Origin of the sequence: Sulfidibacter corallicola (assembly GCF_017498545.1) — a bacterium.
In the GTDB taxonomy this organism is placed as follows: Bacteria; Acidobacteriota; Holophagae; order Acanthopleuribacterales; family Acanthopleuribacteraceae; genus Sulfidibacter; species Sulfidibacter corallicola.
The window spans coordinates 9,655,539-9,680,771 of the sequence record NZ_CP071793.1; the positions used below are offsets into that span (position 1 = coordinate 9,655,539).

General features: G+C 60.6%; 20 protein-coding genes. 10 read left to right on the plus strand and 10 right to left on the minus strand.

Going from position 1 to position 25,233, the window contains the following annotated elements:
- Nucleotides 1-408: 408 nt before the first annotated feature.
- The 3 genes from J3U87_RS29215 to J3U87_RS29225 are packed head-to-tail and all read left to right on the plus strand — an operon-like array spanning nt 409 to nt 3,462.
- Entirely contained in the window at nt 409-1,602 is a 1,194-nt protein-coding gene (locus J3U87_RS29215; RefSeq protein WP_237379326.1) for an acyltransferase family protein, read from the plus strand.
- Nucleotides 1,599-2,732 (plus strand): sensor histidine kinase, encoded by a 1,134-nt coding sequence (locus J3U87_RS29220; RefSeq protein WP_237379327.1) that lies wholly within the window; start codon nt 1,599-1,601, stop codon nt 2,730-2,732. Before J3U87_RS29215 ends, J3U87_RS29220 begins: the two co-directional genes overlap by 4 nt.
- Nucleotides 2,707-3,462: a LytR/AlgR family response regulator transcription factor gene (locus J3U87_RS29225; protein WP_237379328.1), complete on the plus strand. Its 756-nt coding sequence runs from the start codon at nt 2,707-2,709 to the stop codon at nt 3,460-3,462. Before J3U87_RS29220 ends, J3U87_RS29225 begins: the two co-directional genes overlap by 26 nt.
- Here J3U87_RS29225 and J3U87_RS29230 read toward each other — a convergent pair whose 3' ends face one another.
- Nucleotides 3,463-4,584, minus strand: a complete 1,122-nt coding sequence (locus J3U87_RS29230; protein WP_237379329.1) for an acyltransferase family protein — start codon at nt 4,582-4,584, stop codon at nt 3,463-3,465.
- 468 nt (nt 4,585-5,052) lie between these two features.
- A complete protein-coding gene (locus J3U87_RS29235) occupies nt 5,053-5,442 on the minus strand; it encodes a hypothetical protein (RefSeq protein ID WP_237379330.1) in 390 nt (129 codons plus the stop codon).
- An 82-nt stretch (nt 5,443-5,524) separates the two neighbouring features.
- Between J3U87_RS29235 and J3U87_RS29240 the strand changes: the two genes are divergently transcribed.
- Entirely contained in the window at nt 5,525-6,262 is a 738-nt protein-coding gene (locus J3U87_RS29240; RefSeq protein ID WP_237379331.1) for a hypothetical protein, read from the plus strand.
- A gap of 35 nt (nt 6,263-6,297) precedes the next feature.
- On the opposite strand, the gene J3U87_RS29245 is transcribed toward J3U87_RS29240, so the two are convergent.
- From J3U87_RS29245 to add, 5 genes are all read right to left on the minus strand, one after another.
- Nucleotides 6,298-7,383 carry an osmoprotectant NAGGN system M42 family peptidase gene (locus J3U87_RS29245; protein WP_420038331.1) on the minus strand — a complete coding sequence of 362 codons (1,086 nt, stop codon included), beginning with the start codon at nt 7,381-7,383 and terminating at the stop codon, nt 6,298-6,300.
- Nucleotides 7,384-7,481: 98 nt separating this feature from the next.
- Nucleotides 7,482-9,239 (minus strand): N-acetylglutaminylglutamine synthetase, encoded by a 1,758-nt coding sequence (gene ngg, locus J3U87_RS29250; RefSeq protein ID WP_237379333.1) that lies wholly within the window; start codon nt 9,237-9,239, stop codon nt 7,482-7,484.
- Between the two features lie 44 nt (nt 9,240-9,283).
- On the minus strand, nt 9,284-11,122 hold the full coding sequence (locus J3U87_RS29255) for an N-acetylglutaminylglutamine amidotransferase (protein WP_237379334.1): 1,839 nt from the start codon (nt 11,120-11,122) through the stop codon (nt 9,284-9,286).
- Between the two features lie 803 nt (nt 11,123-11,925).
- A complete protein-coding gene (locus J3U87_RS29260) occupies nt 11,926-12,405 on the minus strand; it encodes a GreA/GreB family elongation factor (protein ID WP_237379335.1) in 480 nt (159 codons plus the stop codon).
- Nucleotides 12,406-12,532: 127 nt separating this feature from the next.
- Nucleotides 12,533-13,540 (minus strand): adenosine deaminase, encoded by a 1,008-nt coding sequence (gene add / locus J3U87_RS29265; protein ID WP_237379336.1) that lies wholly within the window; start codon nt 13,538-13,540, stop codon nt 12,533-12,535.
- A gap of 885 nt (nt 13,541-14,425) precedes the next feature.
- Here add and J3U87_RS29270 point away from each other — a divergent pair.
- The gene (locus J3U87_RS29270; protein ID WP_237379337.1) at nt 14,426-15,145 is read left to right on the plus strand and encodes a dioxygenase family protein; all 720 of its coding nucleotides are present in this window, start codon (nt 14,426-14,428) and stop codon (nt 15,143-15,145) included.
- A gap of 7 nt (nt 15,146-15,152) precedes the next feature.
- Here the strand turns inward: J3U87_RS29270 and J3U87_RS35070 are convergent, their stop codons facing one another.
- Nucleotides 15,153-15,350, minus strand: coding sequence for a cytochrome P450 (locus J3U87_RS35070; RefSeq protein WP_272932432.1), 198 nt, complete (start codon nt 15,348-15,350; stop codon nt 15,153-15,155).
- On the opposite strand from J3U87_RS35070, the gene J3U87_RS35075 reads away from it, so the two are divergent.
- Complete coding sequence (locus J3U87_RS35075; RefSeq protein WP_272932529.1) at nt 15,318-15,596, plus strand: hypothetical protein; 279 nt, start codon at nt 15,318-15,320, stop codon at nt 15,594-15,596. The genes J3U87_RS35070 and J3U87_RS35075 overlap by 33 nt on opposite strands.
- A gap of 886 nt (nt 15,597-16,482) precedes the next feature.
- On the opposite strand, the gene J3U87_RS29280 is transcribed toward J3U87_RS35075, so the two are convergent.
- On the minus strand, nt 16,483-17,196 hold the full coding sequence (locus J3U87_RS29280; protein WP_237379338.1) for an HAD family hydrolase: 714 nt from the start codon (nt 17,194-17,196) through the stop codon (nt 16,483-16,485).
- 222 nt (nt 17,197-17,418) lie between these two features.
- Here J3U87_RS29280 and J3U87_RS29285 point away from each other — a divergent pair, with 222 nt between their 5' ends.
- Entirely contained in the window at nt 17,419-18,780 is a 1,362-nt protein-coding gene (locus J3U87_RS29285) for a sigma-54-dependent transcriptional regulator (RefSeq protein ID WP_237379339.1), read from the plus strand.
- 15 nt (nt 18,781-18,795) lie between these two features.
- Here J3U87_RS29285 and J3U87_RS29290 read toward each other — a convergent pair whose 3' ends face one another.
- Nucleotides 18,796-20,037 carry an MFS transporter gene (locus tag J3U87_RS29290; RefSeq protein WP_237379340.1) on the minus strand — a complete coding sequence of 414 codons (1,242 nt, stop codon included), beginning with the start codon at nt 20,035-20,037 and terminating at the stop codon, nt 18,796-18,798.
- A gap of 706 nt (nt 20,038-20,743) precedes the next feature.
- On the opposite strand from J3U87_RS29290, the gene J3U87_RS29295 reads away from it, so the two are divergent.
- From J3U87_RS29295 to J3U87_RS29305, 3 genes are all read left to right on the plus strand, one after another.
- The gene (locus J3U87_RS29295) at nt 20,744-21,793 is read left to right on the plus strand and encodes a hypothetical protein (RefSeq protein WP_237379341.1); all 1,050 of its coding nucleotides are present in this window, start codon (nt 20,744-20,746) and stop codon (nt 21,791-21,793) included.
- A gap of 485 nt (nt 21,794-22,278) precedes the next feature.
- The gene (locus tag J3U87_RS29300) at nt 22,279-24,429 is read left to right on the plus strand and encodes a hypothetical protein (RefSeq protein WP_237379342.1); all 2,151 of its coding nucleotides are present in this window, start codon (nt 22,279-22,281) and stop codon (nt 24,427-24,429) included.
- A gap of 277 nt (nt 24,430-24,706) precedes the next feature.
- Nucleotides 24,707-25,198, plus strand: a complete 492-nt coding sequence (locus tag J3U87_RS29305; RefSeq protein ID WP_237379343.1) for a type III secretion system chaperone — start codon at nt 24,707-24,709, stop codon at nt 25,196-25,198.
- Nucleotides 25,199-25,233: the final 35 nt, after the last annotated feature.

A 25,233-nucleotide genomic window follows, 5' to 3' on the forward strand; every position in this document is an offset into this window, starting at 1 on the left:
CATGATGGGTCACCAAATGCGGATCCTTTCCTGGTTTCCGATGTTCCTGGGTTCCCGCTAAATTTATCGGATGAACGACCCACGGCCCTTCGCCAGAAACCAGGTGGTCTGTTTCTTTCTCGAAATCGAGGTGGGTATACCCGCTGGTTCGCGGCTCTCATGTAACAAACTCTGTAAAATTCGAAGATAAGGTTTAAAGTCTTTGAGGAAGTAAGTTCCGTTCGGAGAGCCGATAAGCGGAACTCCCCAAACAGTCCCTTCGTGAAGAAAGGGTCGGTTCCCCATCGACCCACCCGGTGCTCCGCTGGTCCGCGATGCAGCCCCACTGGTCCCGAATGGCGCGTCAACGACGCGGCGGTCCCCTAACCTCGAAGAGGTCCTCAATCCTGGTCTCCGAGAGGTAGCCCCATGCACCAAAAACGACTGTACGGCCTGGACTGGCTTCGCGTCTTCGCGTTCGGGATCCTGATTCTCTACCACACGGGCATGGTCTTCGTGGGATGGCAATTCCATTTGATGAACCCCGAAACCCTGGATTCGCTGAAAATCCCGATGACTTTCTTTCATCACTGGCGCCTGGCGCTGTTGTTCGTGATTTCCGGCGCGGGAACCTGGTTCGCCCTGCGGGGTCGCACCACCGGCGTCTTCTGTCGCGATCGCCTGAAAAGACTGCTCCTCCCGCTCGTGTTCACGATGTTCTGGATCGTTCCGCCACAAATCTACGTGGAGCGTCTCGCCCAGGGCCACACCTACACATCCTACTGGGCCTTCCAACGAACGGTCTTCGACATGGTCCCCTACCCCGAAGGCAGTTTCTCCTGGCACCACCTCTGGTTCGTCGCCTATCTGCTGTGCTACACCCTGCTCCTGTTGCCGCTGATGGTTTGGTTCCGCGGCCCGCGCGGTGCCGAAACGCTGATCCGTGTGAGAACCCTGCTCGGGCGCCACTCCTGGCTGCTGTTCAGCTTGGGATTCGTCAACATGGCGCTCAACCTCGCCCTTCGCCCCTTCTGGCCGGAGACCACCCACGCCCTGATCGACGACTGGGCGACCTTCGCCCGCTACGGCTTTCTGTTCTTTGCCGGCTACCTTGTGCTGGGGGATCCCAAATTGGCGGCCAGGCTGAAGGACACCTGCTTCAAGGCGACCGGCGCCGCCCTCGCGATCTACGTGCTGGGCTCCAGCCTCTGGCCCTTCGTGGAGAATCAGCCCTGGTCGCAGGTCTTCGCCTACGCGGCCAGGGACAATTTCACCTGGATCGTGATTCTCGGCGTCACCGGCCTCGCCCTGCGCCTGCTCGATTTCAGCAACGCCTGGCTGCGCTATGCCAACGAGGCGGTCTATCCCTTCTACATCCTTCACCAAACCGTGACCCTGATACTGGCCTACTGGGTGATCCCCCTCGATTGGCACCCCTGGCCCAAGTTCTTCGTGGTGGCCGTCGGCACGTTCGCCCTGTGCGGGTTACTCTACGAGAGCCTGATTCGCCGCTTCTCGCTGCTGCGCCTGCTTTTCGGCATGAAACCACTGCCCGCATCCCCGCGACCCGAACCCACGCCGAAACCCGAAACGGCACCACTGGATGATATGATTCGCTCATGAATCGCCTCGATGCCTCTCAAGTTCGGCTGATGATCGGTCTGTGGTGCCTGCTCTGGGCGGTTTACACGGTCCTGCACTCGGTTCACGGGATCCTGGACTACCAGCGAACCGGCGGACACGAGCTCTGGAAGCCGGTGTTGTGGGAATCCAGCAGCATCGCCGTCACGGGACTGTTGTTCTTCGCGGTCTGGTGGTTCACCTTCCGATTTCCCTTCGTCAGGAGGAAGCTACTGCTCCGGCTGGGACAGCATGCCTTGGCGGCCATCGCTTTTTCCCTTCTCCACATCGCCGGCATGAACCTCATCCGCGTGGTGGTCTACCGCATGGTGGGCCATACCTACACCTGGGCCGAACCACCGGCCGTCGTCCTCGGTTACGAGTTCAGCAAAGACCTGCCCACCTACGCGTCCATGGTCGTCGTCGCCACCATGCTGCACACCCACCAATCCTTTCGCGAGAAGGTGGTGGAAAACCTGAATTTGGAACGGGAGCTGGTTCAGTTGCAGGCCCAGCGCTTGCGCGAACAGTTGCGGCCCCATTTCCTTTTCAACGCCCTGAACCTCGTTTCGGCGACGATGTTCGAGGACGTCGAAAAGGCCGATCGCCTGCTGGTGAACATCAGTGCGTTGCTGCGCCACAGCCTACAGGCCCCCGATCGGGTCTGCATTCCGCTCGCCGAAGAGCTGCACTACCTGAAGATCTACCTCACGCTCATCGGCGAGCGTTTCGACGGCCGCACGACCTTCGATTTCGAGGTCGCACCGGAGCTCGATAGCGCCCTGATCCCGCGCTTCCTGTTGCAGCCGCTGGCCGAAAACGCCGTCAATCACGGCTTTCGACTCCGCAACGGTCGGGGTACCATCGTCTTTCGCGCCCACTGCGAAGGCGAGGACCTGATCCTCGAAATCGAGGACGACGGGTGCGGCCTTCAAGTCGAGCAAGCGGCTGCCTTGACTCGCGGCATCGGTTTGAGCAATACCGTGAAGACCCTGAACCAGCTCTACGGCGAACGGGGCCGCCTACAATTGCTGCCAGGCGATCTGGGCGGACTTTGCGTACGGTTGGGTTTCCCCTACCGTGTGGCGACAGACGAGGAGCATGCCCATGCGCTTACTGATTACCGACGATGAATCCAGCGCGCGCCGCAAGGTGTTGCGGTTTCTCGAGGGCCAGGAGGACGTCGAGGTGGTCGGCGAAGCCGAAAACGGCGAGCAGGCCCTGGACATGGTGCTCTCGCACAGGGTGGACGCGGTCTACCTGGACATTCACATGCCCGGCCTCGACGGTTTCGGGTTGCTGCGCCAGTTGCCCTACGAGACGCGACCCCTGGTGGTGTTCGCCACCGCATTCGACACCTACGCCGTCGAGGCCTTCGAGGCCAACGCGGTGGACTACCTCCTGAAGCCCTTCGATCGCGCCCGCTTTCTGGCATCCCTGAACCGCCTGCGCACACGTCTGGCCAACGAACGGCCGGTGGTTTGGCACCAGCGCATCGAGGCCACCCTGCAGCGGCTGCAACCCGAATCGACCTACGCCGAGCAGTTCCTGGTTCCGGGCGAGGATCGCATCCAGGTGGTTCATCGGGACCACATCGATTGGATCGAGGCCGCGGCCAATTACGTGGTGCTCCATTGCGGAGAACAGCGTCACGTGTTGCGCACCTCGCTGACCGCGCTGGAAGAGAAGTTGTGTCCCAAGCGGTTTTGCCGCGTCCACCGCCAAGCGGTGGTCAACGTGACCGCGGTGGTCACCCTGGAACCCCTGTTCAAGGGCGACATGCTGCTGCACCTCAAATCCGGCGCCCAGGTGCGCCTGAGTCGACGTTATCGCGACGCCTTCACGCAGCGGTTCCAGCGTTGATCAATTGCGCTCGGCAGCGAGTTTGGCTTCCGCGCGATGCTTGAGTCGATCCTTGTAGGCGAGAATCGGCGATTCGACCAGTTTGAAACTGACCTCGGCGATCACCCAGGTCACCACCAAACACAACCCGAAACGCAGCAGCGGTTGATCGAACAGGTTCTGCGGTAGACCGCGACTCATCGCCTCGCGCACGAACATGTGGTAGAGGTACATGCCGTAGCTGACGAGCCCGATCCTTTTGAAGAAAAAGGACCGCATCGGCCGGTCGATCACGTGGTCCTCGCGCATCACGCAGCTCAACAGCAGGCCGGTCATGATCAACTGGGTCAAAAGCCTTGGCAACCCGGAGATGTCGTCGAAGGGCAGGTTGAGCGAAACGAGCAGAACGCCACCACAGACCAAGGGCATGAACGGGTGCCCGAAGATGCGCGCGAGCGCGTCGAATCCGGATTTGTGATGGAGCACGTGGGCCACCACGACACCCAGGCAGATGGGCGTGAAGGTGGCCTGAAGCACTTCCAATTCGGCGGTACCCAACAGGGATTCGAAAAAGGGATCCAAGATGCCGAAATTGGCGAGTTGGTTGACGAAGATGAAGGCGACGATCGCGGGTAGCACCCACTTGCGCAGGAACTTCTCGATGGGTGGATAGATCAGGTAGAACTGTTCTTCGCATGCCAGGGACCAGGCCACCGCGAAGACCGCGGTGTGGGTCCAGTTGGAGGTATAGGTCAGGTAGTAGGGCAACTCCTGCCAGAAGGCCTGGGCCATCGGCGAACCGGAGCGCACGAACAGGAACAGCGCGGCCAGCGCGGCCATGATCCCGTAGTAGATCGGGAAGATGCGCAGGGTCCGCCGCAAGTAGAAACCCTTGAGGGAAATACCGCCCGTGCGATCCCGTTCGCGAAGCAGCAGGGTCACGATCAGGAAACCGCTGATTACGAAAAACATGTCGACACCCAGGAAGCCCAGTTTCAGCATGGGAATCCCGTTGCCGACGATGTCGCCACCCGTGTGGTGCCAAATCACGGCGATGATGCTCAAGGCGCGAAAGCCGTCCAAAGACCCGAAATAGCGTTTTGCGCGGTAATCGGCATAGAGAGAAGTGGCGGGGTCACTCATGCTGGCGGTTCCTCGTGGGGAAGAATGACTCGATCAAAATGCGAGCGCGTAGCGGTCCCGGCGAAACCGGGAGACCGTGGAGAGACCCGGCGAGCCCGACCTGCAAAACGGTCATGGGTTTGGCGATCGGATGTGTGCCGCTCCTGGTTCTCATCCAGGCGAAGCACACGACTCGGGTCGGGAGGGAATCGCCACCATCCTAAACCAAAGGCTCCGATTTGGTGGAGTTTTTTATGCCGCTGAACGCCATTTGGGAGTCGAAAGCCTCGCCCCGAAGAAGCGAAAACCCCACGTAGCGACATCGGGCCCACCGAAGCCTCCGAACATGGGCACCATTGACGGGATGTGCCAACTTCGAAGCACCTGGGTGCATCGTTCCCGTTTCTGGAGAGCCCCGAGCCGGCGAGCAAACTCGAGGCGACTTCGGGAAAGAAGCACCATACCCGGTTTCTGGGGAAGGGCCATGGGTCATTCTCCTGAAAAATGAAGCAGGAAACCAAGAATTCCGGAAGCCTGGAACGGATGGGCATATGGTGGCACACCCTGTCCTTGCTTTTCCTCGTCTCGATTTTTCCGGGGTTCCCGATTTAGATTCGACGATGGCAAGACCCAACTCAGATTGAATGCGCCCATTCGTTTCAAGAGCGCGACGTCCGAGGGCCAGCCCGAATCGAAGAACGGAGCCGGATATGTCAATTGGTGACGCGTGCCGACGATTGCGGAAAATATCCCGGAAAAAACCACGGTATTCGAAAGATTTCCTTCGAGCGAATGCCATCGAAAGCGCGATTTCCAAGGGCCGAGAACCCGGATTTTTGCTTTGACTACCACCGCATTCGTTTTTATGATGGGAGGCAATGCCCCAACGTCCTGGCCTCCCCATGTTCGGGCATTGCGTCATCTCGCCCATTGGCGACCGCCGCACTCAAGGAGTTTGGATTTGATTCGGCTTTCTGGATTTTTTCTGTTGTTCCTGATTTCCGGCCTGCCTACGCTGGCGCAAGGCCAAATCGAAGACATCGTCTCCCGAAACCCTTTTGATCCCATGCGCGGTCAAAAAGAGGAAGAAGCCGCGGTCGAAGAGAAAGTCGAAGAGGTCGTCCAAGAGAAAGACATTCCCAAAATGATGTTGGACGGCACCTTGATTTTCGGCAAGAAGCGCTTCGCCATCGTGCGGTACGTCAAACCTCCGGAAATGGATCCACCTCCGTCGCGGGAATCGGCTGCCAAAAACACCGCGCGCACACGCACCAACCGGAACGCGAACAAAGACCGGACCAGGAAACCGCCGAAACGAAAGGCACGCAGATCGGGTCCAAAGATGGCCACCAAGACCCTCGAGCGGGGCGACGAACTGGTGGGTTACAAAGTGCAGGCCATCGAAAACGGCGCCGTGACCATGGCACGCGGCAGCCATACCTTCAAACTCGAATTGTTCTCGGGTGAGAAGGAGAACCGAGGCGGCTCCAAGCAACAGGTCAAGTTGGCCAGCGCGAAGAAAAAGCCCGAGATCCGCAAGAAGCCCAACAAGGGCAAAAAGAACGACAAGAAACCCACCGCGAAACCCAAAAAGAAATCATCCAAAGATGGCAAGGGCTCGCTGCGGGATCAAAAGAATCAATCCAAGGTCAAGGCCAACAAAGGGCAAAAACGGCGCAAACCACCGGTGGAGTTCTAGGTTCTCTTCATCTTCACCAAAGGCCGCCGCAGCTTTCAGGTCGGCTGGGTCGGGAACCCCTTGAGCGGGCCCATTTCTTTCTTGTCACGCGTGAAGATGCGCGGGCTGATCATGTAATTCGCCAGCAGTTTGGCCACCGCTTCCAGCGAGTCCAGGTGAACCCGCTCGTACCCGTGGGAAGCGTCCACCCCGAAGCCGACCAGGGCCGTGCGGATATCGTTGCCCGCTTCCACCGCCGAAGCGGCGTCGCAGCGATAGAACTTGAACACGTCGCGTTTGAAGGAGATCTCTTCAGCCTCGCAGATCCGGACCAACTTGCGGGTGAGGTGGAAATCGAAGGGTCCGGTGGAATCCATGACCGCGATCGTCACCCCGTATTCGGACGAGTTTTGCCCGGGCGCCACGGTGGCGTTGTCGACGGCGATCATTTCACTGACATCGCCGTGCAGCACCGCGGAGGCGCCGGCCCCCACTTCCTCGAAAATGGTGAACAGTGGATGGCAGTCCACCGGCAGGGCGATCCCCGAATCGAGGACGGCCTTCACGGCGGTCAGCAGGGCCGCCACCCCGGCCTTGTCGTCCAGGTGACGGGCGTTGACGAAGCCGTTGACGATTTCGGGATTGCTGTCGACCGCGATGAAATCGCCGATTTGAAAGCCGCAACCTTCCAAATCGGCGGATGTGTGACAGCGTTCGTCGACCCGCAGCTCCAAATGATCCCAGGAGACCGGCATGGCGTCGACCTCGGTGTTGAAGGTATGCCCGGATGCCTTGAGGGGCAGAATGGTGCCGCGCGCCGGACCCCGCTCGCGAAACACGGTCACGCGGGCCCCTTCGGCGAAGCGACTGGACCAGTGGCCGATGGGAACCACGCGCATCCGTCCGTTGGGCAGGAATCCCTTGACCATCGCGCCCAGCGTATCGAGGTGGGCCACGATGGCCCGATCGGGACTGCCCAGCTCGCCCTTCAAATTGGCCCGGATCGCACCGCGGCGGGTCAATTCGAAGGGGACCTTCAATTGATTGAGTTGATCGCCCATGAAATGAACGATCTGGTCGGTGTAGCCGGAAGGGCTGGGAATCTTCAGCAATCGAAAGAGGAGATCCGAACAGTAACCCATGTCCACGTGAAGTTCACTCAAGAGACGCTACCTCCCAAAGAATGCCAATATGGGTCGAGATACCGAACGGTCCCGGTAAAGCCGAAGCCTCGCGCCCCCTAGCCTTCTCCCGGTGGGACCGGCTGATCCTTGGCACTGTTCGGGAACAGGAAGTCCAGGAACAACTGAGCCATCGGCTGGGGTTCGTGGTTGGCCAGGCCGGGTCTTTCGTTGGCCTCTATGATCCAATACTCGGTCTTTTGAAGATCGGGCATGAAGAAATCGAAGCCCACCACGGGAATGTCCAAAATTCGAGCGGCCTCTTCCGCCGCGTGGACCACCTCGGGATGGAGTTCCTCGGTAATGTCGTGGATGGTGCCACCGGTGTGGACGTTGGCCGTGCGCCGCACCATCAAATGGGCCCCTTCGGGAAGGATTTCATCGAAATGGTAGCCGGCAGCGGCGACGCAGCGCCGGGTCTCTCGATCGAGCGGAATACAACTCTCGCCGTCGGTCGCCGCCTGACGGCGCCGACTCTGCTTCTCGATCAACTCCAGCACGCTGTGGTGTCCCGTGCCGATGATTTGCGGCGGACGGCGCACCGCCGCGGCCGCGAACTTGAAATCGATGCAGATGATGCGCACATCTTCACCCTTGACGCATTCCTCGAGAATCAGAGGTCCGCTGCCGTGACCCGCGCCCTCGATCGCCTCCTCCAACTCTTCGAGGGTCTTGATCCCGACCGAGACGCCGTGTCCCTGCTCACCCAAGGCGGGTTTGACCACAATCTCGCCGTACTCCTCCAAAAAAGCGAGGTTTTCCTCGGAGGTCCCCGTTTCGCGTTGCCCCGGAATGCGGAAACCGGCCTTGCGCAGCATCCGTTGGGTCACTCGCTTGTCCTGGCAGCGACTCATGGCGATGGCGCTGGTCAGCTCGGTGAGCGATTCGCGACACAGAACGGTGCGACCACCGTAACTCAACGAGAAGTAGGCGTCCTGCGCGTCGATCACGTCCACGGCGATCCCGCGAACCCGCGCCTCGTTCACGATGATGCGGGCGTAGGGATTCAACGGGGAATCTTGCTGGGGCACCGCATAGAGCGGTTCGTTGAAGGCGTTCTTGCATTTCACGCTATAGGCCGGAACCCGCGCGAACCCCAGGCGTTCGTAGAGGGCGATCGCTTCCTGATTGTCGTGAATGACGGAAAGATCCATGAAGCGGCGTTTCAGGTGGCGGAACCGAACGGCCAGGTCGTTGACCAGCGCCGTACCGACGCCCGGATGGGCACATTGGGGATCGACCGCAAGGCACCAGAGACTGCAACCCTGCTCGGGATCTTCGAAGACGGCGCAGTGGTCCACGCCGGTCACGGTGCCGACCACCATCCCCGTATCCAAGTCGCGGGCGACGAGATACCGCGCCGTGGAGGCCTGGTGATTGGCCATCGCCCGGGTCACGTCCAAGGGCATCATCGCCAAGGTTTTGAAGATGCGATTCATCTCCAGGAAATCGGATATGTCGCGGGCTTCCTGAATCTCGAAGCCCTGGGGTAGCTTGGCCGGGCGCGCCGGTTTGGCCAGGTCCAGGCGGTACATGTGCGACGGATCGAGGAACAGGTCCTGCGGCGCCAGGGACAAGAGGACGTGGGGATCGCGGTTATATACCGCGATATTGCGCTTGTCGATGTCTTCGTCGGCGATCATGCGAGCCAGGCCTTGAAGGTCCAAAAAGGTGTGGCCGAAAATCAGCTTTCCCCACCCGATATCGAGAAAAGCGTCGTGTTTGAGTTTGCGCACTTGATCGTCCGTCATGGGTAACCAATTGACAAGACTCGGCTTGTCGCGCCAATCTTCAGGAGGCAAGTGAGTGGTGACCATGGCTGTGTTCTCTCCTTGTTTCTCGAACATTCAAAGTCCCGTGCCTAGGTGGATCGGGCTTCGAGCTGAGCGCCCTCCGACCGAGAGGCGAAGGTGCGGGCGCCGGGTCCCTGACCCAATTGGATTTGGAACCAATATTCCAGCAGTGCCAGTTGCCATAGTTTGGAGCCACGCAAGGGCGTGATGTGGTGTTCCGGATCGGCGAGTAGCTTGTCGAGATAGGGTCTGTGAATCAGGCCGCGCTGGCGTGCCGCATCCGAGGTGACGACGTCGCGCACCCGCTCCAGGACGGAGCCGCGCAAATACTTGAGCGCGGGCACGGGAAAATACCCCTTGGGTCGATCGATCACCTCGGCGGGGATGACGCGACGCGCCGCTTCCTTCAGCACGTGCTTGCCGGAGCCCAAGACGTGGTGTTCGGACGGCACGCGGGCGGCGAGCTCGACCAATTCGTGGTCGAGAAAGGGCACGCGCGCTTCCAGGCCCCAGGCCATCGTCATGTTGTCGACGCGCTTGACCGGATCGTCGACCAGCATGATGTGGGTATCCAAACGGAGCGCCTTGGCCACGGGATCGGAGCAATCCGGCATCGCGAAATGCCGTTCGACGAAATCGAGACTCGGTTGATCGGCCAAAAAGCGCGGGTGCAGCACTTCCGCCATTTCCGCCTGGTCGCGATCGAAAAAGACGCGAGCATAATCGCCGACAGGATCAACACTGTCCCGCAACGGCGGATACCAATGGTAGCCACCGAACACCTCGTCGGCCCCCTGCCCGCTCTGAACCACCTTGACGTGTTTGCTCACTTCGCGACTGAGGAGGTAGAACCCGATGTTGTCGTGGCTGGTCATCGGTTCCGACATGGCGGCGATGCAGTCGTCCAGGTGGTCCAGAATGCCGGAGGAGTCCACGAACAACCGGTGATGTTGGGTTTCATAGGTCCGAGCGATCAGGTCGCTGTACCTGAACTCGTTGCCCTCCTCGTCGCCGACGTTCTCGAACCCGATCGAGAAGGTTTGGAGATCGTGCTGGCCCTGCTCCGCCAGCAATCCCACGATCAGGGAGGAATCCACACCACCCGAGAGCAGGACGCCCACCGGCACGTCGGCGACCATCCGGCGACGCACCGCGGTCTTCAGCGAAGACAACACCAAATCCCGCCATTCCGCCACATCGCGCCGGCGATCTTCGTCGGTGGGTTCGTAGCTCGGCGACCAATACCGGAACTGCCGCATACGGCCCTCGGCGTCGATCTGGGCGATGGTGGCGGGAGGCACCTTGCGAATTCCGCGGAACATGGTGTGCGGCGCGGGCACCACACCGTGGAACGACAGGTAGTGATGAAGGGCGATCGGATCGATTTCCGTGTCGACCCCGCCCCCGGCCAAAAGGGCCGGCAGGCTGGAAGCGAATCGTATTTCGTGATCGTCGCGACTGAAATAGAGCGGCTTGATCCCGAGCCGGTCGCGAACCAGCCAGAGACTGGATCGGTTCAAATCCACCACCGCGAACGCGAACATGCCTTGCAAATGATCGACGCAATCGGGACCCCAGGCATGAAAGGCCTTGAGCACGACCTCGGTGTCGCCCCGCGAAAAGAACGCGTAGCCCTTGGCGGCGAGGCGGTCGCGCAGCTCCCGGTAATTGTAGATACAGCCGTTGAACACGATCGCCATGTTCAAGGTGCGATCGACCATCGGTTGGGCCGAGTGATCGGATAAATCGATGATTTTGAGGCGCCGATGACCCAGACCGACGGAACCCTCCACGAACATACCGCGGGCGTCGGGCCCCCGCGAAGCCATGGAACCGGTCATGTCTTCCAATCTGGCGCGATCGATCGATGTTGAATCGAAGCGGACGATGCCGCACAAGCCACACAAAGAATCTTCCTCCTGAAATGGGAATTGCGGATTGAGATACCCCGCAACGCGAGCGAACCGGCCGGATCCTGTCCCGGGCGGCGCTCATTTGGGGTTTCGAGATTCACAAAAGGCCCGACCCGGCACCTTCGAGCGAAGCGTGTCGGGAAGAGGTCGAGGCGAGATGATTCATCTCGCGGATATCAAAGGCGATTCCCGCTCGAGAAACAGGGAACCGCGAACAGACGCGGAGGGCCGAGGATCACGAGGTCGAATGAGGTTCAGTGTCGAGCATGTCTCCTGCCGCGCATCACGCGCTTCGATCACTCGAGGATGTGTTCTGAATCGCTGCGGATCGATGCAAGCGAAGTCCCGCCAACCAGCGAGATAAAAACCGTCGAGAGCCCAAATGTATTTTTCCTTCGTACTCGAAGCATATCACCAGTACCAACCACACATGGGAAGGCCTCACCGCTCGTGCCCAACTCAATGGATGACGCCATTGCGCCAGGATTCTCGGGTGCACCATACCGTGTCATACAGTGGTTGTCCGAAGTAATTTCCTTTGGATACCATAGAGAACAAAAGAAACCTTGTAAACCCAACCCCGGCGAATTCTCACAAAAAAATCCTCGATCGAACATTTCTCACACAATCACCAAAGATTCGGTTCGAGGGTGGCCCAATGTGAGGAAACCCATTTTGGCGCGAATTCTATTCGTCGACGGCAGCCTGAATGCGTCGAACGGGTGAGCATGGCGTCAGGAGAGCGACTCGGGTCGATCTTTGCCACTCGGCGGATCGAATGCCGGCGCGGGTCGTCGTCAGGTCACACCGGTGATTTCGTATTCGCGTTCGTTGCCGCCGCTCTCGAGGATCACCAGGTCGCCGACTTCCTTGCCGATCAGGGCGCTGCCCAACGGGGAGGCGCCGGTGACGATCACGAACCCGATGTCGCCGAATCGAATGCGGGCACCACCGCCGGCGGGACCCAGGAAATAAGCGGCTTCACCCTGCTCCGATTTCAAGGTGACCAGGGCGCCTTGGCCGATGGGGTCGTCTTCGCCGAAGCGAACGGGTTTCATGCCGCGGTAGCGGTTGGCCGTCTGCTGGAGTTCGCGGGCGCGCTTCGATTGGGATTCCGCCAGGTAGGAGGCTTCCAAACCGCGCGTGTCGTATTTGTTCTCGGCGCGGTTCTCCTCGTGGGTTGCTGCCTCGTACGTGGCCATGGCGGCCTTGGCCAACACCTGATATTCGTTTTCGAAGTGAGTCACGATGGCGGAGAGAATGGCCTGCTTTTCCATGAACCCTACTTTCCAAGCGCGCCGCGGTCAGCGATCGAACCATCGGCGCGCTTCAAAAGATCAAAAGATCGAAGCAACATCTTAATATGAACCACCGCCCCTTGTCAGCCGCGGAGGACGGGCCGGCCTACTTGGACTCCACACCGATCTCGCAATAGGCTTCCAGCATGCGGCGTTCCAGCCACTGTTTGTCGTTTTGCGGCAAAAAGGCCGCGTGCAACGCATTGAGGTTGCACCTCAAAAACTCGTTGTTGCCCCAGCCGAAGGTTTCCGCCAGGCGTTCGTACTCGCCGGTCAGGTCGATATCGCTGATGGTGCGTCCGTCCGTGTTGATGCCCACCGAAATGCCCTGGTCGTAGAGCCGCTTGATGGGGTGATCGGCCATGGTGTCGAACACGTCGATCTGCACGTTGCAGGAGGGACAGATCTCCAGGTGGATGTCGCGTTCCTTCAGGTGCTTGACCAGCATCGGATCCTCGATGGAGCGCACGCCGTGGCCGATCCGCTTGGGCTTCAGCTTTTCCAGCGTCTCCCAGATGCTCTCGGGTCCCAACGCTTCTCCGGCGTGGGCGGTACAGGCGATTCCGTGTTGGCGGGCCCAGTCGAAGGCCGCCACGTGGGCGTCGATGGGGAAGCCGGCCTCGTCGGCCGCCAAATCCAGGGCGGTCACCATCGAGTTCTTGAACTGATCGGCCAAGCGAGCGGTCGCCAAGCCCTGTCGTTCGTCGAAATGGCGCAGGGTGCAGAGGATCAGGCGGGCCTCGATCCCCGTCTCGGCCGAGGCTCTGCTGGTTTCGCGGTCGACCACGCGCACCACCTCTTCGGGCGTCATGCCGCCGTCCGTGTGCAACAGCGGCGCAAAGCGGATTTCGGCATAGATCACCTGATCCTTGCGCAGTTGGTGGAACAGGTCATGGGTCGCCACGGTCAAGCCCCTGGCGTCCTGCATCAGGGCGGTGAATCGCGGCGGGCGGGTCAGGAAATCGGCCAAGTCGCGGCACTTGGGCGGCGCGACAAAGTCCTCTCGATAACCCTCGATCGAGATGTCCGGACGCAACTCGGCAACCGCTTCGTAGGAGAGCGAGCAGTCCAGGTGCAGGTGAAGCTCTACTTTGGGAAGCTTGGCAAATGGCATGGCATTTCCTCGTAGTGCAGCGCAAGTGATGGGTTGACTGTCGTGGTTCGAGGGGTGCCGGAGGTTGATAACTGGTTGTTTCTTTTGTCTATTTAGGCAAAACCCGGGCAAGGGGTCAAGCCTTCGTCTCGACCGAACGGCACCTTCGATGGCAATTTTCACACAACAGCTCCCATTGTATCAGGAACTTGGCGACAATCATGCCGCATTACGGCAATAGCGCCCACAAAAAATCCGAAGACGCGTTGACCACGGTCCTGGATACGCCGAACGCCGTTCCCAATGCGGTTGACAATGCCGCTTTCGGAGCCGGTTTGCGGGGGGCCGTCTCCCCGAGGCTTCGATCACGGTGGCCCGCGCCGTTTTGGGCAAAAAAAAGGCCTCTCCCCCGGGTTATCAGGGAAGAGGCATTTGAACGGCTGGGTACGCTCATGACGACGCCGCTGGGGCAGGACCGCCATGAAAAGGACCCGTGGAAGTGAAAATGAGGTGAAAAAGAAGGAACGTGCCCGAAACGGCCTCGATCAGGTGGTGATCGCTCGAAACCAGGGCGAAGCGCCCGGCCACCGTGAGGCGAGCCTCGAACAACGGGGAAACCCGGATGAGGACCCATATCATCCGAACTTCCCGACCACTCGAGGAGCAGCGGTTCACTAGATATCTCGGATCACGAGGAGGGGAAAAAGCTGTTCGTAAGGACGGGACTTCTTGGGGTTGGAGCCGCTTCCCATCTCCTCGTGTTGGAACCTATCTTAGGGGGCCCATGTTACGGTCAGGTTACGGTCACTTCCTCATCTCGACGCATTCCCTTGAAAATCACCTTGTTGGCCCACCCCTGAGACTCGTGGGGGCCTTCCCCCGTATACCTGGTTTGGAGGCTACCCCATGACAATTCATCGCAAGACCGAGGATGCCCAGGCATCCGATGGCGGCAACGCCATCCATCGGCGCGCCTGGCTGAAAGCCACCGCCGCCTCGTTGGCCACCCTCGCCGCGAACACGGCGATCGCGGGCCGGCCCTGTGCCACCACCGTCGGCAACGGCGACGGGCCCTTCTATCCCGATACCGAGATCCCGCCCGCCCTCGACCTGACGCGCACACCGGGTCGATCAGGACGGGCGACCGGCCAACCGCTCCTCATCGTCGGTCGCGTGCTGGACGCCGATTGCCGGCCAGTGAAAGGGGCGCGGGTCGAGATCTGGCAGGCCGACGATCGCGGCCGCTACCACACCGGCGGCGACAAGCCGGAACGGCTCGATCCCGCGTTCCGCTATTTCGCCCACGCGATCACCGACGACGCGGGTCAATACCGCTTCAAAACCCTGTTGCCCGCGGCCTACCAGGTGGGTCGCAGCACGCGTGCGCCGCACATTCACTACAAGGTGAAACACCCCGATTTCCGGACGCTCAGCACCGAACTCTACTTCGAACCCCACGGCGATATCCGTCGACAGGACGGCATTTTCCAGATGATTCCCGAGCACGGCCGCGAGCGATTGATCGTACCGCTGGTGGCACCGGCGACGATGACCGAATTGGCCGACCTCGGGCACGAGGCCGACCAGGCCTGTCGCTTCGACATCACCATCGGCACCCGCGCCTGAGCGCCGCTCAACCCACTTCGAAGGTCATCGGCAGGGAACACGGCCCGCGATTGGCGATGTCCGGCCGCCAGACCGCCGGCTCGGACGTCAACGATAGATCGGAAAACCGCTGGAGCGCCTTGGAAAAGGTGATTTTCGCCTCCAGGCGCGCCAGAGGTGCTCCCAAGCAGTAGTGCTCCCCGAATCCGAAGGCGATGTGGCGCACGTCGCGGCGATCGATGCGGAAGTCGTCCGGGGCTTGAAACCGGCGTCGATCACCTCGGCGCAGCTCGGCATGGAGGTCTTCCTGGACCTCGCCATTTCCCCCAAATGGAAGATGACGGCACCCGACCAGCGCGACCTGGCCCACCGCGAGTATCTGGAGATCTGCGAGCTGGCGAAGGATCCCCAGGCCTGGGGTTTCCTCGGGTTGTTTCTGGCGATGGGCACCGTGCCGGCTTCCGTGGAATAGGCTGGATCTCCCCTGCCCCAGCCCGCGCCCATCCCGGAACGGGAACGTCGCGACGCCCGAGGAGATCGAGCTGGGCGCGCACTCGCGCGACGTCTGCATAATAGTGGTTTTTCATCACGATCAGCGGTGACTTCGGATGTTCACCATGGAGTGCCTGAGGAGACTAAATCTCCCTAAACGAGGAGGAAACGCTTGATGGGTTTCTTGAAAGAAGACAATTTTGTCCACAGATCACACGAATTGACACGAATCAACGCATTTCCGCGGAACTGCTCCCGCGGTACCGCCGCTCATTCAAAAAACCCGGTATGCGGAATTCGAGGGTGGTTTTTACATTCGTGTCAATCGGTGTGATTCGTGGGCAGGTTTTTTTAGCCGAGGATGAGCCAAGACGGGGTGGTTTACTGAAAGTCGCGGCTCAGGCCAGAGCGGGATAGCCTGGCCTGTAGGTCGAGTCGGGCCGCGCAATCAGCCTGCCTTACCGGCCCTGCCTTGCCGGCCGTGCCTTACCGACCCTGCCATACTGGCCGTGCCTTACCGGCCCTGCCTTACCGGCCCTGCCTTACCGGCCGTGCTCGACCAATCGAAGCGACCTGACATGGATCGAAATCGATCATCGAGAGGTCTGGATTCCCGACGCATCCGCTTCGCTCTTCTCCCGCTCGGTCTTGCGATGCCTAGGCCACTTCGAAGTGTCGGCCCGGCGGGCCAACCTACAGCCGTTCCGACCTTCAAAGCATGCGGGAACCCTGAGCATGGATCACTTCGAAAAGTTCAGCCAGTGGGCTTACCACCCCTGCTTAACTACCGGGCACCACGACTCTCTCGGCACTCGGGTACTCCAAACGAGTTCGTATCAATATGGCTGTTGACCGATGGGCAGGCGTCACACGGGACTGATCCCGGCAATGCGGTCGGCGATCCAATCGGGGAGGCGACCGATGTGTTCCAACTCCGCGAACCGGCCCGCGTAGGCCGAGGTATCGTCGACCAATTCGTGGGCCCAGGTGGTTTCGTAGGGCACGTAGACCGCGTGACCGCCGATGTCCACAACCGGCAGGATGTCCGATTTCAGCGAGTTGCCGACCATCAGGAATCGCTCGGGCCGAATGTCGTGGCGCTCCATCAGGTCCATGTAGGTTTCCACCGATTTGTCGCTGACGATTTCCACGCGACTGAAGAAGTCGCCGAGGTGGGAGCGCGCCAGTTTGCTTTCCTGGTCGAACAGATCGCCCTTGGTGATCACCATCAGCTCGAAGTCGCGATGCAGCCGCTCCAGCGTTTCGCGCACGTAGCGCAAGGGCTCGACGGGCGCTTTCAGCATCGACTTGGCCTGATCCAGCAACACCTGGATTTCCGCGCCGGTGATCCGGCCCTCCGACAGTTCCACGGCGGTTTCGATCATCGAGAGCGCGAACCCCTTGATGCCGTAGCCGAAGAGCCGCAGGTTGCGCATCTCCGTCTCGTGGAGTTTCTCGAGGGTCCATTCCTTGTCGTGGTAGGGCTCCAGCAGCTCGGCGAAACGCCCTTGTGTCATGGTAAACAGCGTTTCGTTGTGCCAAAGTGTATCGTCGGCATCGAATGCGATGATGTCGAACATGATGCGCCTCCCAAACGAAAGGACCCGGAGCTGGGGTGAGGGAGAAAAGCCTACCACAGCCGCGCGAGCGGCGGCAATCGGAGCGATTCGATGGAATGCGGCCCGGTCCTATGACCCGATCGTGGTTTGGTGGTACCATGGGGCGTACTCTTCCCTCTGGCTTCATTCTTTTTGCGGAAACGCCCAAGAGCCGCGGCTCGGGTCGATTTCGGACGAGGATTCATGCGACTGCTGCTGGTCGAAGACGATCACATGTTGCGCGATTTGCTGGTGGCGTTGCTCCAGGAAGACGATTACCAGGTCACCGCCTGTGGCGATGGCGCCAAGGCCTGGGATATCTTCCGCCGCACTCCCTTTCCGCTCGTCGTCACCGATTGGAATCTGCCCGGTCAGACCGGGCTCGATCTCTGCCGCCAGATCCGCAACCTTCCGGAGAGCGATACCACCTTCATCATCGTCATCACCGCCAATCGCCAAATCAGCCACCTGAAACAGGTGCTGGCAGCGGGGGCGGACGACTTCATCAGCAAACCCTTCGACCTGGAACTCTTTCAAATCCGCCTGACGATCGCCGCCACCCAGGCGGAAAACCTGGCCCGCAAGCACGAGGCGGAAACCAAACTGCAAGCCTTGCGACGGCAGTTGACCCAGCAGTCCCGCTTCCACGATTTCATCGGCAAGAGCAAACCCATGCGCGCGGTCTATCAACTGATCCAAGACCTGGCCCGGGTCGACGCCACCGTGTTGATCAACGGCGAGACCGGCACCGGCAAGGAATTGGTGGCGCGCGCGATTCACGGTGAGGGCGATCGCCGCTCGGGCCCCTTCATCACGGTCAATTGCGGCGGCCTGTCGGAGTCCCTGATCGCCAGCCAACTGTTCGGCCACCGCAAGGGCGCCTTCACCGGGGCCATCTCCGACCAGCAAGGCGTGTTCGAGGCCGCCGACGGCGGCACCCTGTTCCTCGACGAGATCGGCGATCTCCCGCTCAACCTCCAAACCAGCTTCCTGCGGGTCCTGGAATCGCGAACCATCACCCGCATCGGCGAGGCCCACCAGCGCAAAGTCGACGTGCGCGTCGTCGCCGCCACCCATCACGAGCTGACCCACCTCGTCAACGAGGGCCAGTTCCGCGAAGACCTCATGTACCGCATCCGCGTCGGCCGCGTCCACCTGCCGCCCCTCCGAGAGCGACGCGAGGACATTCCCCTGCTGGTCAATCACTTCCTCCAGGAGATGGGCAACGACCGCAAGCGGGTGAAGGGCGCAGGCGACGACACCCTCGCTCAACTGATGAGCTACCCCTGGCCGGGAAACGTCCGCGAGTTGCGCAACGCCGTGGAATTCGCCTTCATTCGCTGTCACGAGACGTGGATCTCGATCGCCGACCTGCCGCCGGAACTGCAGAACACCTGGACACCCACACCGCAGAAAAAGGTCACCACGGACAAGGCCACCTCGTTGAAGGAAGCCGTCAAGATTTGCGGCGGCAACCACAGCCAGGCCGCACGCTATCTCGGCATCAGTCGCGCGACCTACTATCGCTGGCTCAAAGAAGCGCGCGACAAAGGCGAACTCGCCTGATCGCGCCCCGGCGCTTCAATGGCTGACGGCGGGTCCGATCAACGCGATGCGCCCGCCGGCCCGAACCCATCGTCGAGCCAGGATCGCAAAGGCCACGACCCCCAACAACGTCAACACCATGGACGTCTGAAAGGTGAAGCCGTAGCCATGGTAATCGGCCACCAATCCGCTCAGGGTTTTGGCGATGCCGGTCGCGATGACCACGGCGCTGGCCTGCAGGGTGTAGTCGCTCGAAGCGGTGGTGCCGTCGCACACATCCATCATCACCGTGAACAGGGCCGCGGTCGCCATCCCGGCGGCGAAATGCTCCCAGCAAACGACCCAGTTCAACAGATCGAGCGACAACCACCCATCGGCCAGGGCCACGTAGCCGCCCACCGAGATCGTCTGAAGCAGGCCCAGGACCAACAAGGCGATGTAGCGCCCCATGAGCGTCACCAGGAAACCGCCCAGCAGGGAGCCCAGCAGGCCGCCGACGAAGCCCCATTTCCCCGTGACTTCGGCGATGTCGACCATGTTCATCCCCAAGTCGCTGAGAAACGGCGTCAACATGCCCGTCGCCATGGCCTCGCCGAATTTGTAGAAGGCGATCAATCCCAGCCAAACCGGGAACCCGGGTTTGCGCCAGACATGGCTGAAGATCTCCCAATAACCCTCGCGGGTTCTGCCGGACGCCGCCCCTGGCTCGCGCCAGGAAAGGGCCGGCAGGGTACTCAATACCAACAGTCCCGCCATGAACAGAAAGATACCGCGCCAACCCAACGACCCGAAAAAGCTCAATAGGACGCCGCCGCCCACGATCATCCCCAAACGATAACCGGCCACCTGAATCCCGTTGCCGATGCCGCGTTCCTCGGGCGAAAGCAGGTTGACGGCCATGCCGTCGGTGGCGATGTCCTGGGTGGCGGCCAACAGGTTGGCGAGAAAGAACCCCCAGAACAGCAGGCTCGTGCCGCCGCCGTCGTCCAATCCCGCATACAGTCCGAGGTAGAGCAAGACGGTCACCGTCAACACCTGGGCGGCGACGAGCCAGGTCTTGCGGTGTCCGAACCCGGGAATCCCGAGCTCGTCCACCAATGGCGCCCAAAGGAACTTGAGCGCCCAGGGCAGCAACAGCAAATAGGTCAAACCGATATGGGTCAGGCTCATGTCGCGTTCGCGCAGAATCGCCGGCAACGCCTGGGAGAAAAAGCCATAGGGCATGCCCTGACTGAAGTACAAGCAGGCCAGGAGGATAAATTTCCGGGAAGTATGCATCAGGCGCATCTCCCGGCGATTTCGGCGAACCTCGACCTTCGATCGAGCGCACGAAAGGCGGCGTGGTGGCGGGGCATCATGGGGAGGGTCCAAGGTACGGATTGGGAAATGGGAACACACATGAGGGAAACGGGAGGTCGCGGCCGGCTCGAACGGCAAAAATGCGCTGGAGCGCCAGGAAACACGCAATGTGGGGAAATTTCGAAAAGGAATCGAGCCGAAGAAACACCGAGTTCCAGTTTAATGCGCATCCCTTCGTGCGGCAATCGCTTTCGATGGTCGCGGCTCGACACGCCGCGACCTGGTTCCGCGAACCTTAGGCCAGCAGAGGAATGCGAGCATCGGTATCACCCGGCGAGGTTTCCTGCGCGAGCCACACCCGAAGTTGGGCACGGGAGAAGCGGTGGGTGGCGGTATCGGTGATCGCGGTCCGCGATGAGCCGAGACCGGCGAGACCGTCATTTAAGAGGTTGGAAGCCGCGTTCGCCCGAAAGGACGAATCTCGCGACATAAATACTCCGGTATTTCCAGTTATCTGTCAAAATCACCGAAAATCACCACCTCAAAGGCCCATTTAACGATATTTCGACAGGCGTCCAGGAAATCCTTGTTGAAAAACAGTGAGGAATTCAGCTAATATGGCGCGGAATTAAATCGAAATACTTTGTGGCCAACTGTGCCACCCCAACCACTCAGGAGTGCCTTGATGAAATTTCGTCTTCTTTTATTTTTAGCTTTCACCGTCCCACTGATCGCGCAAAAACCAGAACCGAGCACTGCGACCAATGCCCTCACCGCTCCCGTTTTCCAACGTGGGGGAACCGACAGTTACGAAACGAGCTTCGAATCTTCCGAAGGTTTCGCCACCGGGTTCCTGGGTACGCAGACCGCGACCAACTGGACCATTTTCACCGCCTCCACCACGCAACCGACCATCAGTGCCGCCGACGCTCATCAGGGCACCCAAAGCATGAATATCGACAAGGACGACGCCAACACCACCGGCACGCTGCTCGGCGGCTTCTCTCCGCAGATCGCACCTTCCGATGCCACCGCGGTTCAAAGATGTCAGGTTTGGGTTAAAATCACGCCCGGCGGCGGCGGTGACTACGATGTGGCCCCGCAATCACCGACCCAAGGGTTCTTGACCGCGCGCGTCAATTTTCGCTTCAACGGTCCCGTCCGGGTCTTGGATGGCGGCTCTTTCGTCGAAACCGGCACCAACTGGACGGAGAACCAATGGCATTTCTTGGAAATCGTCTTGGATCCCGTCGCGGAAACGCTCGATTACTACCTCGACTCCAACCTGATCTACCAGGCCACGACCCTGTTGGGTGGAACCACGATGGAACAGGTCGTCCTGATTTCCGATAACTGGAACGACGGCGACAGCGTCTTTTACGATGAACTCGCCTTCGGCATTCTGGACCCCTGCACCATCGACTCGGTGGTCGTTTCCGGTAACAGCGCGACCATCACCGGCGAGTGCGATGCCATCGACATCTACGCACGCAACGCCAATACCGGCGCAGTGGAACTGATCGCTTCCGGTGTCGTTTTGGACGGTTCCTACACCATCAACGGCATCCCCAACGATTCTCAGATCATCGCGGTTGCCGCCGGCGGCGACGTTGCAGACGGCGTGGCTTCCGCCAACTTCTCGGTACCCACCTTAGGGGAATGGGGCCTCATCGCATTCACCATGATGTTGATGAGCGGTGGCCTGCTGTACATGCGGCGCCAACGCCAAGCCTGATTCCACATCCCGAAGCCAAGGCGGATGAATCGCCATCGGGAACAAACCAGGAATACCCGAGAAAAGGCCCGGCCCAAGCCGGGCCTTTTCCTTTTGCTCCCGAATCGAAGCGATGCGTTCGGGAGTTCCCGCATTGGCGAGAGAGGCGTCGTCGCAGTAGGTTGGCCGGCCCGGCCGACATATCGAAGCGATTCAGCCAAGCAGTCGCCGCATGCCGAAATCGTCGTCATGCAAGATCGTTGATGCGATGTGGGTGTGGGGGCCTTGCCGGCCCTGCCATACCGGCCCAGCACGACGAATCTTTTGGAATTAGGCCACTCCAAACCGGCTTGGGTGGACGGGCACCTCAGCCGACGGGTTGACGGTGGGTTTTCCTCCGTCGGTTCCCCAAATCCCAAGAAAGGTGCCGGTAGGCGAGCCAGCTATGGTAAGTTGCCCTTACCGTTGATCGAGACATTGAATTTGGGGTCAGGTCCATTCTAGCCATGGATTTGGGAAACAGAATCGCGGCCGCGACGAGCCGTCTGCCGTGCCCGTGGAAACCGAACGGCACGGCTACCCGGGGAACCTTGCTTCAGTTGGGGTTCTTCTTCGCGCTGAACGCGCTGATCTCGGTGCCGGAAACCTGGCGCGACGCCCCCTACCTCAACGACGTGCTGCTGCACGGTCACCAGGTTCAGTCAATGATGGATGCCTGGTACCGCGGCATGCAACTGCTCGACCATTGGGACCCCACAGTCGGGTTGGGCCACCCGTTCACACGCACCTACGCTTCGGGATCGCACCTGCTGTTGACGGCGATTCACTTGCTGGCCGGCCAGCGCGAGATCGTTCCGGGCTTGTTCCGCTGGTTTGCCTACCTGCTCTGGATCGCCTTGCCCCTGACCACCTACGTGGGACTTCGATGGACGCGATTACCGGTGTCCATCGCGCTGGCCACCGCCGCCATGATCCCTTGGCTGCACGCCGGATTCCGTTTCGGCATCGCACCGGAAAGCTATCTCTGGGCGGGTCACGGCCTGATTCCCAACCTCCTTGCGCTTGTGCTGCTGGCGCCCGCCTTGGGCCTGTCGGCGCGGTTCCTCGCCAGCGGAAGGGGTTGGTTTCCCGCCACACTGTCGCTCGCCGGCGTGTGGTTCGCCCATGTCCAAATCGGCTATGTGGCTTCGCTGTCGACGGTGATCTGGGCCCTGTGGGGGGTCGCGCGATCCCCGCGAAAGTGGTCGGCACCGCTCGCTCGTTTGGCCATGTTGGGCGGCGCAGTCATGGGTTGCTGTGCTTTTTTCCTCTATCCCTTCGTGACCGAAGGCGCCTGGATCAACAAAACCATCCGGGAACCGGATCACTATTGGAACTCGCAGGGTCCGCGGGTCTTGCTGGATCTGCTGCGCAGCGACTGGTTCGATGCCGCCTCTCCCCTCCCCAGCTTGACGGTGATGTGGTTGCTGGGTTGGGTGGTCGTGATGCGCGGCGCCGGCCGCAAGCAGCCATGGCCGTGGCTGGCCCTGTTCTGGGCCCTCGCGTTCGTGGGCCGGGGGAGCCTGAACCCACTCCCCCATCTCCTGCCCTTCGCCGAAAAGCTCTCCTTCGAGCGCTTCGGCATGGCCGCCCAGTGGTGCCATTTGATCATTGCGGGGGCGGGCGTAGCCTGTCTGGCCGAGCTGTTGGGCAAGTACCTTCCGAAGCGGGTACCGTCTTTGTCACTGATCCTGATCCTGTTGTTGTTACCGGCGATCTGGATCAACACCCGCCACCATTGGCGGTTCTCGGCGGACCTGGAACATCGAATCGCCAGTCGATGGCGATCCATGCAAGCCGAGTGGCAGCCGGTTTCGGAGCTGGCACGACACCGCCAGGGCCGCGTTTGGGTACCGCCGACGGAGAGCGGCCCCGCCTTGGGCGTGCAACTGTATCACCTTCCCTTGGCCGACCACCTGGACCACATCGGCTTCCTGTGGCACTCGATGTCGCTGAACGCCGACTTCCTGTACGCCATCGACCCGGCCGACGCCGGCCACCGACGCATCTTCGCCATTCGCTATCTGGTCACCGATCCGGACCGGCCCATCGCCGGCCTTCGCCAATTGAACGGCAGCACCCACTTCCGCCTGTACGAAGATACCGACGCCCGACTGTTCCGGTTCGGTCAGGTCAAGGAGGTGCTCCCGGGACTTCCCACCGATCACCGCGACCGGATCACCGCCTGGCTCGAAAGCGATCTGCCGGAGACGGGACATTACCTCGGCTTCGGCCCGGCCGATTCGTTCCCCACGCCCGATCCGGCGGACGAGGAACCACCGTGGAAGCCGCCGCGAATCCTCGGCCCCCAGCGCCTCGAAGGCGATGTCTTCGGATACAAATTGCGCGTGCGCACCGAAGGCCCCGGCTATTTGGTGGGATCCTTTTCCCATCACCCCGGCTGGCAGGCGGAGGTCAACGGCCAGGCCGTTTCCGTGCTCCAGGTCTCGCCGTCGCTGGTCGCCGTTCAGCTCGAGCCGGGCCAATCGGAGGTGGTGCTTCGCTACCGGCCCTCACCCTGGACGCGGCTCTTGATCTTCGCGGCGTTCCTGGCGATGGGAAGCGTGGCCGCTCGGGATTTGTGGATGTGGCGGAAGCGTTCGTTTTCCCGGCCTTGACCTTTGACCGAATTTTCACACTGAAATCACCTTCTTGATTTTTCCATATTCACCTAATTACCCATTGCTCTCCACATTTCCTTCACATTCTTGCATCAAGTTAACCTCATTCCACCCAAGCGGGCAATCGATCAACGGACCGCCACGCCGTTGAATTTTTATGAATAATTCTGCGAACGCACCGAAAGTGCCAGATCGCAGATGCACCATCGATCGATTTTCATGGCCAGGATTCATGGCGCCGCCCGCTCGGATTCACGGAGAAGGAGGTTGGGTTATGGCATTGGATGCCTTGTTGCGGCAATTGGCAAACGACGCGGGTGTTCCCTACGCGGGATTGGGAGAAGACGGATCTTGTACCTTGACGTTCGGCGACCGAACCGAAGTCTATATCGTTCCCGGGCAGAACGACTCCCGGATTCACCTCATCGCACCGCTTCCCCCGCTTCCGGAGCAGGGCTCGGAACTCCTGCTTCACCAGATGCTACAGGCGCAAACGCTCGGGATCTCCACCGAGGACGCCTACTTCGGTTTGGATTCCACCACTGGGGAATTACTGCTGTTTCGGCACCTGACTCCGGCAGCCATGGACCACCTCGAATTTCGCCAATGCTTGGAGACCTTTCTCGACGTTCACCAGGAATGGTGTGACCGTCTTGGCGTGTCGCTGACCCCGTCCGAAGGTGAAGCCCAGCCCCGGGAACAGGCGCCCCTACATGCTCCAGAACCGCCTACTCTGGCCCTGCCTTCCAACGCCCTGCTCGTGTAGATCCCTCGACGACAGGCCCGAATCGACAGGAGGCA